This window comes from Desulfovibrio sp. SGI.133, from assembly GCF_050313955.1.
GTDB lineage: Bacteria > Desulfobacterota > Desulfovibrionia > Desulfovibrionales > Desulfovibrionaceae > Desulfovibrio.
Map to the genome: position 1 here is coordinate 85166 of NZ_JBNPMK010000008.1, position 17019 is coordinate 102184.

The 17019-nt window shown below is 64.1% G+C and carries 17 protein-coding genes; 6 read left to right on the forward strand and 11 right to left on the reverse strand.

Annotated elements, in window-relative coordinates; all coding sequences use genetic code 11:
• Positions 1 to 274 precede the first annotated feature (274 nt).
• The gene (gene dnaJ, locus ACQRBR_RS10220) at positions 275 to 1396 is read right to left on the reverse strand and encodes a molecular chaperone DnaJ (protein WP_168935493.1); all 1122 of its coding nucleotides are present in this window, start codon (positions 1394 to 1396) and stop codon (positions 275 to 277) included.
• A 5-nt stretch (positions 1397 to 1401) separates the two neighbouring features.
• Positions 1402 to 1641 (reverse strand): DNA-directed RNA polymerase subunit omega, encoded by a 240-nt coding sequence (rpoZ, locus tag ACQRBR_RS10225; protein ID WP_006008148.1) that lies wholly within the window; start codon positions 1639 to 1641, stop codon positions 1402 to 1404.
• A gap of 228 nt (positions 1642 to 1869) precedes the next feature.
• Here rpoZ and ACQRBR_RS10230 point away from each other — a divergent pair, with 228 nt between their 5' ends.
• A complete protein-coding gene (locus ACQRBR_RS10230) occupies positions 1870 to 2676 on the forward strand; it encodes a tRNA lysidine(34) synthetase (RefSeq protein ID WP_427812918.1) in 807 nt (268 codons plus the stop codon).
• Between the two features lie 398 nt (positions 2677 to 3074).
• Here the strand turns inward: ACQRBR_RS10230 and ACQRBR_RS10235 are convergent, their stop codons facing one another.
• The 5 genes from ACQRBR_RS10235 to ACQRBR_RS10255 all read right to left on the reverse strand — a co-directional run bounded on the left by ACQRBR_RS10235 (position 3075) and on the right by ACQRBR_RS10255 (position 6560).
• On the reverse strand, positions 3075 to 3701 hold the full coding sequence (locus ACQRBR_RS10235; RefSeq protein WP_303879185.1) for a tetratricopeptide repeat protein: 627 nt from the start codon (positions 3699 to 3701) through the stop codon (positions 3075 to 3077).
• Entirely contained in the window at positions 3698 to 4102 is a 405-nt protein-coding gene (locus tag ACQRBR_RS10240) for a hypothetical protein (RefSeq protein ID WP_006008157.1), read from the reverse strand. Before ACQRBR_RS10240 ends, ACQRBR_RS10235 begins: the two co-directional genes overlap by 4 nt.
• 10 nt (positions 4103 to 4112) lie before the next feature.
• A complete protein-coding gene (locus ACQRBR_RS10245) occupies positions 4113 to 4781 on the reverse strand; it encodes a YkgJ family cysteine cluster protein (protein WP_303879187.1) in 669 nt (222 codons plus the stop codon).
• Between the two features lie 87 nt (positions 4782 to 4868).
• Entirely contained in the window at positions 4869 to 5057 is a 189-nt protein-coding gene (locus tag ACQRBR_RS10250) for a ferredoxin (RefSeq protein ID WP_040369804.1), read from the reverse strand.
• Between the two features lie 147 nt (positions 5058 to 5204).
• A complete protein-coding gene (locus ACQRBR_RS10255) occupies positions 5205 to 6560 on the reverse strand; it encodes a trypsin-like peptidase domain-containing protein (protein WP_427812919.1) in 1356 nt (451 codons plus the stop codon).
• Positions 6561 to 6782: 222 nt separating this feature from the next.
• On the opposite strand from ACQRBR_RS10255, the gene cobT reads away from it, so the two are divergent.
• The 3 genes from cobT (at position 6783) to ACQRBR_RS10270 (ending at position 9452) form a co-directional block, all read left to right on the forward strand.
• A complete protein-coding gene (cobT, locus tag ACQRBR_RS10260) occupies positions 6783 to 7880 on the forward strand; it encodes a nicotinate-nucleotide--dimethylbenzimidazole phosphoribosyltransferase (RefSeq protein ID WP_302260184.1) in 1098 nt (365 codons plus the stop codon).
• Positions 7880 to 8866, forward strand: coding sequence for an ABC transporter ATP-binding protein (locus ACQRBR_RS10265; RefSeq protein WP_303879271.1), 987 nt, complete (start codon positions 7880 to 7882; stop codon positions 8864 to 8866). The genes cobT and ACQRBR_RS10265 overlap by 1 nt, the downstream gene beginning before the upstream one ends.
• 277 nt (positions 8867 to 9143) lie before the next feature.
• The gene (locus tag ACQRBR_RS10270) at positions 9144 to 9452 is read left to right on the forward strand and encodes a hypothetical protein (RefSeq protein WP_303879190.1); all 309 of its coding nucleotides are present in this window, start codon (positions 9144 to 9146) and stop codon (positions 9450 to 9452) included.
• Positions 9453 to 9506: 54 nt separating this feature from the next.
• On the opposite strand, the gene ACQRBR_RS10275 is transcribed toward ACQRBR_RS10270, so the two are convergent.
• Both ACQRBR_RS10275 and speA read right to left on the reverse strand, forming a co-directional pair.
• Positions 9507 to 11219 (reverse strand): DUF6056 family protein, encoded by a 1713-nt coding sequence (locus tag ACQRBR_RS10275; RefSeq protein ID WP_427812920.1) that lies wholly within the window; start codon positions 11217 to 11219, stop codon positions 9507 to 9509.
• Between the two features lie 4 nt (positions 11220 to 11223).
• The gene (gene speA, locus ACQRBR_RS10280) at positions 11224 to 13140 is read right to left on the reverse strand and encodes a biosynthetic arginine decarboxylase (protein ID WP_040369942.1); all 1917 of its coding nucleotides are present in this window, start codon (positions 13138 to 13140) and stop codon (positions 11224 to 11226) included.
• Between the two features lie 227 nt (positions 13141 to 13367).
• Here speA and ACQRBR_RS10285 point away from each other — a divergent pair, with 227 nt between their 5' ends.
• Positions 13368 to 14450 (forward strand): efflux RND transporter periplasmic adaptor subunit, encoded by a 1083-nt coding sequence (locus ACQRBR_RS10285; RefSeq protein WP_427812921.1) that lies wholly within the window; start codon positions 13368 to 13370, stop codon positions 14448 to 14450.
• 275 nt (positions 14451 to 14725) lie between these two features.
• On the opposite strand, the gene ACQRBR_RS10290 is transcribed toward ACQRBR_RS10285, so the two are convergent.
• Positions 14726 to 15355, reverse strand: coding sequence for a YigZ family protein (locus ACQRBR_RS10290; RefSeq protein ID WP_427812922.1), 630 nt, complete (start codon positions 15353 to 15355; stop codon positions 14726 to 14728).
• Positions 15352 to 15921, reverse strand: coding sequence for a cupin domain-containing protein (locus ACQRBR_RS10295; RefSeq protein ID WP_303879198.1), 570 nt, complete (start codon positions 15919 to 15921; stop codon positions 15352 to 15354). The genes ACQRBR_RS10290 and ACQRBR_RS10295 overlap by 4 nt, the downstream gene beginning before the upstream one ends.
• Positions 15922 to 16177: 256 nt before the next feature.
• Here ACQRBR_RS10295 and ACQRBR_RS10300 point away from each other — a divergent pair, with 256 nt between their 5' ends.
• Positions 16178 to 16690: a rubrerythrin family protein gene (locus ACQRBR_RS10300; protein WP_168935504.1), complete on the forward strand. Its 513-nt coding sequence runs from the start codon at positions 16178 to 16180 to the stop codon at positions 16688 to 16690.
• Positions 16691 to 17019: the final 329 nt, after the last annotated feature.

Consider the following 17019-nt stretch of genomic DNA (forward strand, 5'->3'; position numbering starts at 1 on the left):
GGACGCCAGGATGCCGGGCCCGTGAGCCGGACAGAGGGGAGGGATGGAGGCAGCATCCGGCCGGCACCATGAGGGCACAGGCGCAGCGGGATTCACGCTTTTGCCGGTGGCCGTTCCCTGATGGTGTCAGCCCCGACAGCGCCGGGCGGATACGTCGGCCCGCGCCGCAGAAAGCTTGCATAACAGAAAAAGGGTGACAGTCCTGGCGACTGTCACCCTTTTTCATAAGAGCTCGTTTGTGGGGTGGGCTCCTGTCCTCGCGCGCATCAGCGCCCTAGTCCAGGCCCATTTTTTTGCTCAGCTTCTTGCCCAGGTTCTTGACCTTGTCCAGCGGGCTTTCACTTTCCAGGCGTTCGAATTCACGCAGCAGTTCGGCCTGCTTGTCCGAGACGCGGGTGGGGGTCAGGACTTTGACTTCCACCAGCAGGTCGCCGCGGTTGCTGCGACCGGGGTAGGGCATGCCTTCGCCCTTGAGGCGCAGCAGGGTGCCGCTCTGGATGCCCTTGGGGATGTCCAGGGGCAGCGGGCCCTTGAGGCCGGGCACTTCCACGCGGTGGCCGAGGGCCGCCTGCACGAAGCTGATCTCGCAGGTGTAGATGAGGTCCTGGCCCTGGCGTTCGTACTTTTTGCTGGGCTCCACATGCAGGACCACATACAGGTCGCCTGGAGGCCCTCCGTGCTCGCCGGGTTCCCCTTCACCGCGCACACGCAGGCGGGTGCCGGTATCCACACCGGCAGGGACGCGCACCACGATCTCGCGGCGTTCTTCCACGATGCCCTGGCCCTTGCAGCGGGGGCAGGGCTTTTTGATGACCTGACCGGTACCCTGGCAGGTGGAGCAGGGCATGGCGATCTGGAAGAAGCCCTGGGAATGGCGCACCTGACCGGTGCCGTGGCACTGGGGGCAGGTCTCGGGCTGGCTGCCCGGAGCGGCACCGCTGCCGGAGCAGTCGGGGCAGGTCACATGCTTGGGCAGGGTCAGGGGGATCTCGTCGCCCGTGGCGGCCTGCTCAAAGGTGACTTTCAGGTTGTAGCGCAAGTCGGCGCCCTGCATGGGGCGGGGACCACGTGCGCCACCGGCGGAAGCAAAGCCGAAAAGGTCGCCGAAGATATCGCTGAAATGGGCGAAGATGTCTTCGTTGCTGGTGAAGCCCCCACCGCCCATGCCGCCCTGCACACCGGCATGACCGAAGCGGTCATAGCGGGCGCGCTTTTCGGCGTCGCGCAGGACGTCATAGGCCTCGGCAGCTTCCTTGAACTTTTGTTCGGCTTCGGCGTCACCGGGGTTGTGGTCGGGATGGTAGCGCATGGCCAGCTTGCGATAGGCTTTTTTGATCTCGTCCTCGCTGGCGCTGCGGTCCACCCCCAGAACTTCGTAATAGTCTCGCTGTGCCATGGCCTCTAGCCTTCGTTCTTGGCGGGCTCCTGACCTTCGGGCAGGGGATTGTACAGGCTCATGTCGTCAGGCAGCACCTTGCCCGCGGCGATCTCGCGCAGAGCGGTCACGGCTTCCTTGTTGCGGCTTTCGATGAGGGGCTCATAGCCTTCACGGTACTGGCGCACACGCTTGATGGCCATCTGGACCAGCAAAAAGCGGTTGTTCACGCGTTCCTGGCAATCTTCCACAGTAATGCGGGCCATAGTTCCTCCGGCTTGCCCGCGAGACAGCGGGCGGAGTGTAAAAATGAATGCCGCCGTACCCGACAGCAGCGGGCGCGGCGCAATAGGGGCAGAACTCTTTGCCTGCCCAAGCGAGTTATGCTATTGGTCTTTTGTGCGGCTGTCAAGGTCAGAGGCGCGGAAAATCGTCCCTGCCCTGTCTGCCGCCCCCGATCAACGCAACACATGCCCTGCGGGGCAGGAGGATATATGCGCGAAAAACGCTCCTATGCGCAGGAGGTCTGCGTCAAGAGCGCCGGCAAGGCCATGCAGCAGACCGGCATGATCTGGCCCGGCTGCCGCATCGGCGTGGCCGTTTCCGGCGGGGTGGACAGCTTCGTGCTGCTCAAGACCCTGCATATCCGGCAGGGCATCGTGCCCTTCCGTTTTGAGATCATGGCCATCCATCTCAACCCCGGTTTCGATCCGCAAAGCCATATGCCGCTGGCCGCCTGGCTCTCGCAGCACGGCATCCCCTCGCATCTGGAGGTGACGGACTTCGGCCCGCACGCTCATTCGGCCGAGAACCAGCGCCGTTCCCCCTGCTTCCGCTGCGCCTGGCTGCGCCGCAAACGCCTGTTTGAGCTCTGTTCGCAGTACAAGCTCACCCATCTGGCCCTGGGGCACAATGCCGAAGACCTGGTCTCCACCTTTTTCATGAACCTGTGCCGCAACGGGCGCGTGGACGGCATGAGCATGAACGAGCCCTTCTTCGGCGGCAAGCTGCATCTGATCCGGCCGCTGCTGCTGGTGGAGAAGAAATACATCATCAAGGCCGCCAAACAGTGGGAGTTGCCCCTGTGGGCCAATGCCTGCCCTTCGGCCGGCAATACCGCCCGCAGCGACATGAGCGAGACCCTCAAGGCCCTGTACGGCGTGGCCAAGGATTCCCGCCGCTGCATCCTTAACGGCCTGAGCCGCTGGCAGCTGGAAAAGAACAGCCTGCCTGATGTGACGGATGCCGGAGAGCAGGAGAGCGGGGCGTTTGTCCGGGGGAAAGGGACCCCCTTTAACTAGCGCGAAAAGGGGGCCCTTCCCTCCGGGCCCCCCATCCTTCCCAACCGCGCTTTATTACAGGAAACGGGCAGCCATACGGCTGCCCGTTTCCTGCTTTTTCAGGCGGGATGATGACGTCATTCTGTTGGCGTGCTGCCTGTTGGCGGGGCAGTATGTGGGCCGCTTGATGCGAAGGAATCGGGGCGGGACTGGCTTCGTGCGAAAAAGATTTTTCGGAGGCGGCAGGCAGGATGTCCTGCCCGTCATCCGAAGACGGGGACCTGCCATACAGACCAGAGTAAAAGTTTTGGGGAGGAGCGGGGGAGCATGAGGGGGAGAGGAGACCTTTTTGAAAAAAGGTCTCCTCTCCCCCTCATCAAAAAACACTGCCCCAGGGCAGCGATAGCACGCGTCGTGTACTAGACGCCCTTGGCCTTGAGCTCTTCCAGGAAGCCTTCGGGCACTTCAAAGCCCAGTTCGGCGGCCTTGTTGGCGGACTGGCGGGCTTCGGCGTACTTGCCAAGGTCGAACTGGGCAAGGGCCATGTTGTTCCAGGCGGGAGCAAAGGCGGGTTCCTTGTCCAGGATCTCCTTGCAGAGCTTTTCGCAGGCTTCAAAGTCGCCCTGCATGTAGTAGGCGGTGGTCAGGGCGTTCTTGGCCTGCACGAAGTCGGGATCCCACTTGAGGGCCTTCTTCAGAGCGGTGATGGCCTTGTCCGGCTCGCCGCGCTGCAGGTGCACGAAAGCGATGTTGCTCCACGGCACGGGGAACTTGGCGCGGCACTGGGCGGCCTCTTCATTGTAACGCAGGCAGCCTTCCAGGTCGCCGCGTTCCAGACAGATGCCGCCGAGCTGCACATATGCTTCGGCCAGGTGGGGGGAGTTGCGCACGGCGTTGAGCAGGGCTTCTTCGGCGCCCACGAAGTCACGCTTGCTCAGCAGGGCCAGGCCCAGGTTGTAATGATGGTTGGCGCACTGCTCGTTGGCCGCGATCTCCATCTTGAGGTCGGCAATATATTCGTCGATATCGTCGTAACGCTGTTTCATAGGATGTGGCCCTCTTTTTTCAGCAGATCATGGTACCAGAGGCAGAAGTCGGTGATGCCCTGGAATTTTTCGTCACGGTTCACAATACCCAGAGCGCATTCCAGCACGCCGCGACCGTAGTCGTTGCCGTACTGTTCGTTCCTGGCGGCCTTGAGCTGGAGGAACTCGCGCACCAGCTGCTGGGTGGTGCGCTTGGTCACGTCCAGGCGCACGTCCAGAGGATCGTTGGGCTTCTGGAAGGGGTCCCAGTTATCGTAGCCGATGCGGTCCACGAACTTGCGGCGCCGCGGGTTCATGCGCTCGTAGATCTCACGCTTGAGCTGTTCCTGTTCCTCGTTGAGGCGCTGGGGCGTGCCGTCGCGGAACACGGTAGCGGGAATGAAACTGAGCTCGGAAGGCATGGTGCGCTCCCTATTTTTCAGGCTTGGCCGGGCCGATGCCCAGATAGGCCTCGTCGTAATTGGTGATGAGTGCCATGGAGAGCGGCACGTAGACTTCGTGCAGCTCGCGGAAGCGGCTGTTGACGGTGCGGCCGATCTCGCGGCTCAGGTCTTCCAGGCGGCTCTGGATCTTGTCCAGATAGACGGTGGGGTAGGATTTACCCTTTTCGAAAGCGGCGAAGCCACAGACGTGGCCCTGACCGGCGATGGCGGTGGGCACGCCGTAAAGGCGACAGGTGATGGGACGGGCCTGGTAGAGCAGGCAGCGGTCGTCATCGCCCAGCAGGGGGCAGCGGCACTTGATGCGCGCGGCTTCTTCCATGATGGCTTCGGGGCTCTTGCCGGACTTTTCTTCCCGGAAGAGTTCGCGCTTGAGACGGGTCAGGTGACGGTCGGTCTCGGCGGCCCTGGTCAGGATGGCCGAGCGCTGCGGACCGTAGTCGAAAGCCTGCTGGAAAGCCCGGTTGATGTACATGGCCTCCACCAGGGAAAGGTCGAACAGGGCATGACAGCAATCGCTGCAGCCTTCCTTGCAGGTGACGCACTGGGCATGGTCGTGCCGGATACGTTCGAACACGGCGTCACAGCTGGCGCGGAGTTTTTCGTATTCGGCAAAAATGGGCTGAAGATCAGGAATCATTGGGGTCGTTCCGCTGGTTATGAAAGTGCCGCCAGACGAAACGCCCGGCGGCACTTTGATTTGCAGGTGCTTGGGCACCCTTAGGGCTTAGGCTTCTTCAACGGTGATGGCGCTGGTTTCACAGACTTCCACACAGGATTCGCAGCCCAGGCACTCTTCGGAGTTCACGGGTTCGGACTTGCCGTCCTTGATTTCGTAAACTTCCACGGGGCAAACGTCCACGCATTCGCCACAGCCCACGCACTTGTCGGTATCGACATTCACATTGTAGCCCATTGTGTCCTCCAGATGTTGAAACGTACGTTTCTTGTAGTCCTCGGGGGGAGGGGTCTCCCCACCCAAGGGAATGCATAGCGTCCCCCCCCTTGGGCTGTCAAGGGAAGATTTCTCCGCACATCGTCGCAGGGGACGTGTCCGGCGCGTTTATTGCAGCAGCACGCGCGCGTAATACGGACGGCCGTCGCGGACGATCTGCATCAGTACCTGATTGGCCAGGCGTTCCCGGCGGAATGCGTTGACCAGATCGGCGGTGGTGCGGATACGCATACCGCCGATGGCCGCGATGACGTCGCCGGGGCGCAGGAAGTCCGTGGGGCCGGGGCGGCGCGTCTCGCGCACCAGCATGAGGCCGTCGGCCTCGCGCACGCGCAGGCCCCAGATCTCCTGCATGAGGGAAAGGGCCGTGTCATCATCGAAGGAGGCGGGCTTCACGCGGATCTTTTCCGGCTTGTCGCCGCGCAGCACGCCCAGGGTCAGTTCGGCGCCGGGCACCTGGTTGCGCAGGATGTTCACGTATTCGCGGCGGTCGCGCACGGGCGAACCGTTGATGCTGTCGATGACGTCGCCGGGCTCGATGCCGGCCTTGCCCGCCGGGCTGCCGGGGTAGAGGCGGGTGACGATGATGCCGCGGGGCTCACGCAGGCCCAGGGCCATGGCCATGCGCTGGTCCACGTCGTCGGCGGCCAGGCCCAGCCACAGGGGCGCCACACGACCCTGGCCCACAAGGTCATCCATGACGCGGCGGGCCTTGTTGACCGGGATGGCAAAGCCGATGCCCTCGCCGCGGGCGTGGACAGCGGTATTGATGCCCACCAGACGGCCTTCGAGGTTGAGCAGGGGACCGCCGCTGTTGCCGGGGTTGATGGCGGCGTCGGTCTGGACAAGGTCGGTGAACACGCCGCTTTCGCTGCGGATGGTGCGGCCCAGGGCCGAGACCACGCCCGTGGTGACGGTGTGGTTGAAGCCGAAGGGGTTGCCGATGGCAATGACGGTCTCGCCGGGCATGAGGTCGGAGGAGTCGCCCAGGGGCACGGCGGGCAGGTCATGGGGCCCCTGGATCTCCAGCACGGCCAGGTCGAAGTCCGGCTCCGCGCCCTTGACCACGGCGGGGAACTGGCGGCCGTCCTGCAGGTGGATCATGACCTCGTCACCCCCGGCGATAACGTGGGCGTTGGTCAGCACCAGACCGCGCTTGCCGTCCACGATGACGCCGGAGCCGAGGCTCACGCGTTTTTGCCGGCGGGGCTGGTCGAAGCCGGGGCCGAAACCGAAAAACTGGTCCATGGGCGAGATGCGCTGGCGCTCCACCACATGGGTGCTGGTGATGTTGACGACGGCGGGGGCCGTGGCCTGGACGGCGCGCACCACCGGAGTCATGCGCGGGCTGGAATCCGGCACGGGCGCGGCGGCAGGGGCCGTGGCCGTACAGAGCAGGGCCAGACAGGCCAGGGTGCCTGCGGCACGGCGCAGGCCGGGGAACAGGGAAAACGACGGATGCATGGTCAACTCCGTGATCGTTGCGGATGGAAAAAAAGACGGGAAGGCCCAGGGGCAGGGGCGCGGCAGGCGTGGACGGACGGCGGCGATGCCCTGCTTTCGTCCGGGCGGGCCGTGGGCCACGCGGGCATTCCCGGCAGGATCCGCCTTTTCTAATACAGGCCGTCACACAGGTAAAGACGGGCCATGCTTGCGCCGGGCCGGGCAAGACGTTACACAGAAAACATGAAACAAGTTCCCGTATATCGTGAGGCTGTGGAAGTGCCCGCCCTGCCGGGCCTCTTTATCCGTCCCCTGGAAAGCTCCCTGCTGGAGAAGGCCCAGGCCCATCTGGACAACCTGACCAAGCCGCGCGGCAGTCTGGGGCGTCTGGAAGAACTGGGCCGGCGCCTGTATGCCATGGCAGGCGGGGTCACGCCCCTGAGCGTGAGCCCGGCCCTGATGCTGACCGTGGCCGGGGACCACGGCGTGACGGCCCAGGGCGTCTCACCCATGCCGCAGGCCGTGACCCGCCAGATGACGCGCAATTTCCTCAACGGCGGCGCGGGCGTCAACGTGCTGTGCCGCAGCAGCGGCATGGACCTGCGCGTGGTGGATGCCGGTTGCGCCGGGGGCCCCTATGAGCCGCACGAGCTGCTCATCGACCGCCGCCTGGGCGACGGCACCGCCGACATCAGCAAGGGCCCGGCCATGAGCCGTGAGACCTGCCTGCAGGGCCTGCGTCACGGCATCGCCCTGGTGGAGGAGTTCGCGGACAAGGGCTACCGCTGCTTCGGCACCGGCGAGATGGGCATCGGCAATTCCACGCCGGCCACGGCCATCAACTGTGCGCTGTTCGGTTTCGATCCTGACGAGGCCACGGGCCCGGGGGCCGGTTCCGATCCCGAACGGGTGCGCCACAAGGCCGCCATCGTGCGTCGCGCCCTGGAGGTCAACGCCGCGGCCCTGAAGGGCGACGGGGTGGACATCCTGGCCGCGCTGGGCGGTTTCGAGCTGGCCATCATGGCCGGCATCATGCTGGGGGCCGCCTCGCGCTCCCTGCCCATACTGGTGGACGGCTTCATCTGCAGCGCCGCCTATGCCGCTGCGGTGCGCATCTGCCCGCTGGTGGCCCAGTACGCCATCCTGTCCCATGCCTCGGCCGAGCCCGGCCATGTGCCCGCCTTGGGCGCTCTGGACAGCGGCACGCCCCTGCTGCATCTGGACATGCGGCTGGGCGAGGGCACTGGCGGCGCCGTGGCCTATCATTTGCTGCGCTGCGCCGTGAACATCTTCAACGAGATGGCCACCTTTGCCGAGGCGCAGGTGGATGAAGGCCTGTGATGGAGACCGGGAACAGGGACGACGTGCTGACGCTGGAAGATGTGCGCTGCCATTTTCCGGTGCGTCAGGGCATGCTGGGCGAAGTGCGCCATCTGCGGGCCGTGGACGGGGTGGATCTTGTCCTGCGGCCCGGCCAGAGCCTCGGGCTGGTGGGCGAATCCGGCTGCGGCAAGTCCACGCTGGGGCGTCTGGCTTGCGGTCTGCAACGTCCCACCGGCGGCCGCATCCTGTTCCGGGGCGCTCCGCTGCCGCCTGCCGGAGCGGGCAGCATGGCGGCCGGACGCATCCAGATGGTCTTTCAGGACCCGTTCTCTTCCCTCGATCCCCGCTGCACGGTGGGCACCTCGGTGGAGGAGAGCCTGTTGGCCGGGGAGCGTCTGAGCCGCAGGGAACGCCGGGAGCGGGTGCGCGATATGTTCGCCACTGTGGGCCTGGCCGGTCTGGAACGCCGCTACCCGCACGAGTTCTCCGGCGGTCAGCGGCAGCGCATCGCCGTGGCCCGGGCGCTCATGACTCATCCTGATCTCATCGTCTGCGACGAGCCCGTCTCGGCGCTGGATGCCTCGGTGCAGGCACAGATCCTCAACCTGCTGCGGCAGGTGCAGGAGGATTTCGGGCCCGCCTATCTGTTCATTTCCCACGATCTGGCCGTGGTGGGCTTCATGTGCCCCCGTATTTTGGTCATGTATCTGGGTCGTTTCGTGGAGGAGGGCCCGCGCGAGCGCCTGCTCCGGGAGCCCGCCCATCCCTATACGCGCGCCCTGCTGGCCTCGGTGCCTTCCTTTGAGGATCTGCGCGACGGCAAAAGCCCGGTGCGCGCGCCCCAGCAGAACATCCGGGGCGAGCTGCCGAGCCCGCTGGATCCGCCGCCGGGCTGCCGCTTCCATCCCCGCTGTCCGCAGGCCACGGAACGCTGCCGCGAGGAAGCCCCGCAATGGAAGGAGCTGGAACCCGGCTGGCGGGTCCGCTGCCATCTGTATGGGTAAATGATACGTTATCCAGGGGGAGGGGCCCTTGCGCTGCCGTCGATGCCCGCAGCTTTTTTTCGCCGCAACGTGCACGGCCTGCGGGCCGCCGGCACGTGCGGCAGAGGGCCCCTTCCCCCTGCATCTCCCCCCTAAAACGTGTCTTATGAGGAAAGACGGAACGCTGCGTACCCGTTACGAAGGAGTGCACAGCGTCAGTAAAATTGCTGGGATATTTTAATTGAAAATGAAATTCTTTTTCTATAAACTGGTACAAACACCCAGCAAAGGAGAGCGTATGGATAATCGCTTCGGCACTACCTCCGGCATGGTCATCCAGACCGTCATGGAAAACGGGCAGGAATTTTGCCTGGCCATCGACGAGCGCGGCCTGTATCTGACCAGCGCCCGCTATCTGGACAAGAACCTGGCGGACCCCCACCGCTATTCCGGCAGCAGGGCCACCACCAAAGCTCGGCTGCTGGCCCTCGATCTGGACCCCGTTCGCCTGGCCGAGGCCAATGCTCATCGCATCCCGGTCTATGCCGACGAAGCCAAGAAGAAGATCAACCCGCTCAAGGCATCCAAGCGCGGTCTGAAAAGCTGATGGCAGGACGTTGCTGATCCCGGCGGCCCGGTGGTGATCACCGGGCCGTTTCGTTTACGGTCGGGCGGACGTGGCGGATGACCAGTCCAGGCGCTGCCAGACCACCTGCCCGCCGGCATCTTCCCGGCCGATGTAGGTGATGTCCTCAAGGCGCCGCAGTCCCCGAAGATGCAGCAGTGCCTTGCCGTCCTTGCCTCTGATCTCGGCTGGTTTGAACCAGGGGTTCAGGGCGTTGGCTCCGCGCGGGGCCGCAGGAGGAGGGGCGATGGAGAGCATGGCATCCCGCAGCATGGACGAGATGGTTTGCTCATGGGAGTGGCAGGCCAGGTGGAGAGGGCGGTCATCTATGCCGTCCAGATAGAGCATGTTGCTGGTCGCGAACGCTTTGATGCCGGGCATCCCCGGCAGGGGACGGGCATCCTGCCAGGGAACCAGCCGGCTCCACCCCTGTGCCGGGCCCATGAGAATGGCGTCCCGCGTATGGTAGCTGGGATAGAAATATTTGTCGCTGCCTGGATAATCCATATGGCGGACATCCAGCGTACCGTTCCGCGCAGCGGCATTCTTGGCCGCCACCAGGGGGGCTGCCTGCCGGAAAATTTGGGCCTGCTGCCAAAGAGAGAGGCTGAGCAGCAGCAGGAACAGGATGCGCGCCGTGTATTTGAACAGGCGGGGGACAGAAAGGCGGAACAACAGGGCGCAGGTAGACAGGACCAGCCAGAAATAACCGGCGGTCATGGCCCTGTCGGCGCGGGAGGGGCTCAGGACGAAGGCGCCGATACAGGCGTGCCCCATCAGGAACAGGAGCAGGGCAGGCAGCCAGATATCCTGGGACAGCTCTCGGCGACGATACAGGAACACAAGGGCCCCCAGATCCAGCAGATAGAGCGGCAGCAGCTCCAGCTGCTGGGTGCTCCAGAAGATGAGGAAGCTGTGGAAGGCCTTCCAGGAGGTCAGCGGGACCAGCCCTGTTCCCAGCGCGGCGGCACGGACTAGGTTGCCCGGCGCAGCGATGAGCGCCAGCCAGCCGGCCACGGTTCCTGCCAGGCCGGCCACAGCCCAGAGCGGCAGGGGGCGGTCTGTTTTTTTCTGGACGACACAGGCCCCCAGAGCCAGCAGGATCAGGAGCATCCCCAGGCTTTCATTGCTCCAGCCGGCCAGCAGACCGACCAGCAGGAAAGCCGGTCCGCCGGGAAGACGGGACAGGCTCCCGTCCAGCCAGAAACGGTAGGGCAGGAGGAAGAGGACGGCCAGCAGCAGGGTATAACCGTAGTTGGCCGTACCTGTGCGCCAGAAAAAGGCCGACCCGAAGGCCGGCAGCATGAACCATAGCAGCCCGCCCAGCAGGATGATCTGCCAGGGAACGAGCCTTTCGCGCCACCGTTTGCCCCAGAGCAGGAGCAGGCTGAAGAACAGCAGGGCCGTATGGACCAGCGGCGTGAGCACCGCATGCAGCCAGTCCGGGGCCAGCAGCAGGCAGCGGGCCAGGAACTGGCCGATGAAGCGGCCGTTCCATTGCAGATATTCCTGCCACTGGAGACGCAGCAGATCGCCCAGTGAAGACGGCGGGGCCGTCGCGGACACATGCTGCCCCGCTGATGTCAGGGCAGGCATGGAGAGCCCGGCGGCGTAGATGATGTCATCCGCTTCCCGGGGACTGAGCCAGCAAAAAAAGGCCATGACAAAGCTGCTGGCCATCAGGGTCAAAATGATGGCCAGCAGGGGAGCTCCCCTGCCGGCCATCACGGAAGATGTATGCGGCGGCATGTGCCTAGCGTTCGAAATAGGTGTAGCCGCGCAGGCCGTCTTCAAAAGCCTGGAGCACGGCAAAGCGGTCGCTGGGGGTCAGGCGTCCGGCCCGCACGGCGCGTTCGGCCGTGGCGCGCAGGTCGTCCAGGATACGGCGGGGGTCGTATTCCACATAGCTCAGGATGTCGGCCACGGAGTCGCCCCGGATCTCGCGCACATACTCGTAGCCGCCGTCGGGATTGACGCGGATGGAGACCACATTGGTGTCGCCCATGAGGTTGTGCAGGTCGCCCAGGGTCTCCTGATAGGCACCCACCAGGAAGACGCCCAGGTAGTATTCCTCGCCGTCCTTCAGGGGATGCAGGTCCAGAGTGGTCTTGAGGCCCTGCGGGTCGATGAAGTGGTCGATGCGGCCGTCAGAGTCGCAGGTGATGTCCGAGATGATGCCCTGGCGCGAGGGGAATTCGTTGAGGCGGTGCACCGGCATCACCGGGAAGAGCTGGTCGATGGCCCAGCTGTCCGGCAGGGACTGGAAGACGCTGAAGTTGCCGTAGTAGATGTCGGCCAGGCTCACGTCGATATCCTGCAGGTCGCGGGGCACGGTCTTGAGTTTCACCTTTTCCTGGGCGATGCGCATGATGATGGCCCAGAAGAAACGCTCCGAAAGGGTACGCTGGCGCAGGTTCACGCGGCCCGTGGAGAAGAGCTTGCGCATCTCGTCACGGTAGTAGATGGCGTCGTTGTAGCATTCCTGCAGGTTGCGCAGGCTGATGTTGCCGTAGACCTCGCGCATGTTCAGCACGGGCTCGGGGGTGTCTTCGGGCAGCTCGGCGGGCAGCTGGGCCTCTTCCACGGCGCTCACGTCCAGCACGTTGAACAGCAGCACGGAGTAGTAGGCCACGGTGGCGCGGCCGGATTCGGTGATGATGTGCGGGTGCGGCACCTGCTGCTCGTCGAGGATGCTCATGATGGCTTCCACGATGTCGGCGCTGTATTCGTCCAGGTTGTAGTTGCGCGACGAGATGTAATTGGTGTGCGAGCCGTCGTAGTCCACGGCCAGACCGCCGCCCAGGTCAAGGTAGCCCATGGGCGCGCCTTCCTGCACCAGACCCACATAAAGGCGCGCGCCTTCCATGACGCCGGTGCGGATGTCGCGGATATTGGAGACCTGCGAGCCCAGGTGGTAGTGCAGCAGGCGGAAGCAGTCCAGCATGTCGCAGGCCTTGAGCTTGTCCACCACGTCCACGATCTGGGCCGGGGAAAGGCCGAAGGTGGAGCGCTCGCCGCCGGAGTCGGTCCAGTGGCCGCTGGCCTTGACCGAGAGCTTGGCGCGCACGCCGATGTTGGGGCGGATGCCCAGTTCACGGCTGCGGGAGAGCAGGACGTCCAGTTCGCTGGGCATCTCCAGCACGAAGAACAGGTTGAAGCCCAGGCGCTGGGCCTGCAGGCCCAGGTCGATGAACTCCTCGTCCTTGTAACCGTTGCAGACGATGCAGGCTTCGGTATCGCGCATCAGGGAGACGGCGGCGATGAGCTCCGCCTTGGAGCCCACTTCCAGACCGTGATGGTAGCGGGAACCGAACTGGGCGATCTTTTCCACCACCTGTTGCTGCTGGTTGACCTTGATGGGGAAGACACCGCGGTACTGGCCCTGATAGTTCAGGTTCTTGATGGCCTTGCGGAAGGACTCGTGCAGGCTGGCGATACGGGAGTCCAGGATGTTTTCCACGCGCAGCAGCACGGGCATGTCATAGCCGCGTTCACGCAAGCCGGAGATGATCTCCGGGATGGAGATCTGCGGGCCCTTTGGGCCCTGCGGGCAGACGACCACGTCCCCTTCATCGGACACCGTAAAAAAGCCGGCTCCCCAGTTGCGGATACCGTACAGTTCGATGGAATCTTCCACCCGCCACTGTTGCAATGCGCGGTTTTTTGCCAATTCTTGTGCCTCCAGCATCGGAAATTTCGGATGAGTTCGCGGGCTCTCCCGCCGCGGGATTATTATGCCCGCACAGGGGGGAAAGTCAATTGTCCCGGGGCCGCGGTCCGTCCGGGAAGGCAGGGAGGACAAGCGCTCCCGGGCAGGACCACCATTTGTTTTCTTGACGCGATGTGTCTGGTGTGCAACGTTTTTGAGGCATCATTCAGAAAATCGTGAGGACTGCCATGAAACATCTTGCCATCTTCCTGCTGCTGCTCGTCCCTGTGCTGGCTTCCTGTTCCGGCGACAAGGACGGACAGGGCGGCAGACAGGCCGCGCCCGTGCACGTGATGACGGTACAGCCGCAGGACGTGCCGCGTGTGCTCGGCGCTGTGGGCAACGTCAAGGCTTCCGCCAGTGTGGGGCTCACTCCCCGCGTGACCGGCGAGATAGAAAAGGTGCATTTTACGGAAGGCCAGGACGTGAAGGAAGGCGATGTGCTGCTGACCATCGATACGCGTCCCTTTGAAGCCACCCTGCGCGAAAAGAAGGGCCAGCTGGCCAAGTCCGAGGCCCAGCTGCACAAGGCCACCAACGATGCGGGCCGTTACGGCAAGCTGGTGGGCAACGGCTATGTGAGCCGCGAGGCCTACGAACAGACCGCCACCGAGGCCGCGGCCCTGCGCGCCACCGTGCAGGCCGACAAGGCCGCGGTGGAAAGTGCCGCCCTCGACCTTTCCTACTGCACCCTGCGTGCGCCCATCAGCGGCCGCGTGGGCGGTCTCAAGGTGGACAAGGGCAATATGGTGCGCAGCTCCGATACCACCCCCATCGTCAGCATCGACACCCTTTCGCCCATCTACGTGACCTTCTCGGTGCCGGAACGGCATCTTTCCCTGATCCTCGACCGCATGCATGCCGGACCGGTGGAAGTGGACGTGACCCCCACGGGCGGGCAGACCGAAAAGGGCCTGCTGACCCTGGTGGAAAACAGCGTGGATACCACCACCGGCACCATCCAGTTGCGTGCCACCTTCGCCAATGAGAACCGTCGCCTTTGGCCCGGCCAGTTCGTGACCGTGGAACTGCCGCTGGGCATGGCGCGCCAGGCCCTGGCCATCCCCAGCCGGGCCGTGCAGAGCGGCCGTGAGGAAAATTATCTCTATGTGGCCGGTGCTGACGGCAAGGCCTCCTACCGCAAGGTGAACATCGTTTTCGAGGCCGGTGATATCAGCGTGGTGGAAGGCGAGCTCAAGGCCGGGGAACAGGTCATCATCGACGGTATCGTGCGCCTGGCTCCCGATGTGCCGGTGAAGGTGATACAGTAGGGAGGCTGCCGGGGGAGAACGGATCTCCTCCCGCCGAGTTTGAAGAATGGACGAGCCCCGTCTGCCGGACAGCAGGCGGGGCTTGTTTTTTATGTTGGGGAAGGCCCTGTTCCGGGGGGGGAGGCTGCTGGTCATCTTCCTCTGGAGGGGCGCGTCTGAAAAGACGGACGCGCCTGCCGGGTGCGCGGGTCGGCTCGGGCGGGAATCTTTCTTATGGATATGCCGGAGGCGCTTTGACGGGGATGACAGGACGTGTCTTGCGGCAAGCCCCTGCCTTACGCTTCTTCGACCAGCGTACAGCGGGCGCGGCCGTCGGTACGTCCGGCGATGGCTTCCTCGAAGGGGCCGCGCAGGGCCTCGGGCAGGCAGATGCGCACCCGGGCGGCCTGATCGTAGGCCTCGGCGCAGACGCGGGCCTCAAAGGTGGGCAGCAGGCGGTGCAGACGGTCCAGATGGGCATAGTCCAGCTGCACGTCCAGCTCCACGGTAGGCACCTTTTCCGCCAGCGGCAGGGTGGCCAGGTTCTCGCGCACTGAATCCTGATAGGCGCGCACCAGGCCGCCGGTGCCCAGTTTGACGCCGCCGAACCAGCGGGTGACCACCATGGTGATCTCGCCCACGCCGCAATGCAGCAGCACCTGCAGCATGGGGCGCCCGGCCGTGCCGTGCGGTTCGCCGTCATCCGAAAAGCCCACCTGGCCGCTGTGCCCCGGAGCTCCGGCCACGAAAGCCCAGCAATTGTGGGTGGCGTCGGCGTGCTGGGTACGGATCTGCTCCACGAAGGCGCGGGCGGCTTCCATACCGGGCGTATGCGCGCAGTGGGTCAAAAAACGGCTGCGTCGGATGATGATCTCGGTCTGGAAAGGAGCGGCGGCATCGGCCGCGGGGATGGGGAAGCGGCTCATGCCCGGCAGCCTTTCCCGGGCTCGGGACAGCCGTCAGGCAGCTGGCAAAAATGTTCGATGCGTTCTTTGGCAAAAGGATAGCGGCGCACCAGACAGGCCGCCTTGGCCAGCTCGAAGTCACGAAAATCGAAGCCCGGCGCCACCGTACAGGAGACCAGGGAAAAATCCGTCCCCGGGCAGGGTTCGGCACCGAACCAGCAGCCGCCGGGCATGGGCAGCAGCAGATGCTGACCGGCAAGGATGTCGGCCCCCAGTATCCTGTCCAGCTCCTTGCCGTCAGGGGTCAGGCAGTACAGGCGCAGGGGGCCGCCCAGATGGAAATGCCATAACTCATCCTGGCGGATGCGGTGCAGGCGTGAGCGCTCGCCCGCCTGCAACAGATACAGGATGCTCGTGCTGCACGGGCGGCTGCCGCAGATGCCGCAGGGAAGGCTCTCGGGTTGCAGATCCTGCGAGCTGCACCAGACGCGCCGGTAGTGGCCGCCTTCCACATGGGGCATCAGGTCATAATGGCGGATGATGTCCTGGGCCGAAAGGGCTTGTGCAAGGGATGTGGTCGCTGTCATGCCGTTTTTTTAGCCTGCCTTGGCCCGGCTCGCAAGCTTTGCGGACAGGGCATGGAACAGAGGGCGTTTTTGCACAGGAAGATGGTGCTAATCCGGCTCCAGGACATTGACGCGGGCCATTCGGGCCTTATTTATTGGGGGCGGAAATAAAATACGCAAAAAAATGCTTTACAAAGGCATGAGTTTTCAGTAAACAGGAATTGTTCCTGATTAAGACAACATTTTTTTGAACATATACCCCCCAAGGAGAACCACAATGAGCAAGACTCTCGAAAACCTGATGGCTGCTTTCGCCGGTGAATCCCAGGCCAACCGCAAATACCTCGCCTACGCCCAGGCTGCCGACAAGGAAGGCCTGTCCGGTGTGGCCAAGGTGTTCCGCGCCGCTGCCGCCGCCGAAACCATCCACGCCCACACCCATCTGAAGAACGCCGGCAAGATCGGTGACACCGCTGCCAACCTGCAGGACGCCATCGGTGGTGAAACCTACGAATTCACCAAGATGTATCCTGAAATGATCAAGGAAGCCGAAGCCGAAGGCCAGACCGCCGTGGCCAAGTACATGGACATGGTGAACAAGGTGGAAGAAGTGCACGCCAACCTGTACAAGAAGGCTGCCGCTGACAACCACGCTTTCGACAACGTCGACTTCTACGTCTGCAAGGTCTGCGGCTACACCCACGAAGGCCCCTGTGACAGCTGCCCCGTGTGTGGCGCCAAGGCCGCTGCCTTCTTCAAGGTGGACGACGCCTGCTGCCTGAACAAGTAAGTTCGGCCAGTCCTGACTTTTCCAGGCGCTGCCCTTCGGGGCGGCGCCTTTTTTTGTGCCCGCCGGCCGGGAAAGATGGCCTTGCCATGCCATAAAAATCGTGTGGCGGGGAAAGGTGCCGTCATCGGGCGGGGCGCTTGCGGCTGTGCCTGGGGGCTGAGGGCGCGGCAGAGCTGCGGAGGGAGCCTTGCGCGCGTATGCCGGGCGGTTTTTACCGGGGCATCCGTGCCGAGGTGTGCCGGGAAGGCAGCCGTGCCGACAGGAAAAAAAGAAGGCCCGCCGGAGACCGGCAGGCCCTGGGATGGCGCGGCATTGAAAAGATGACGGGC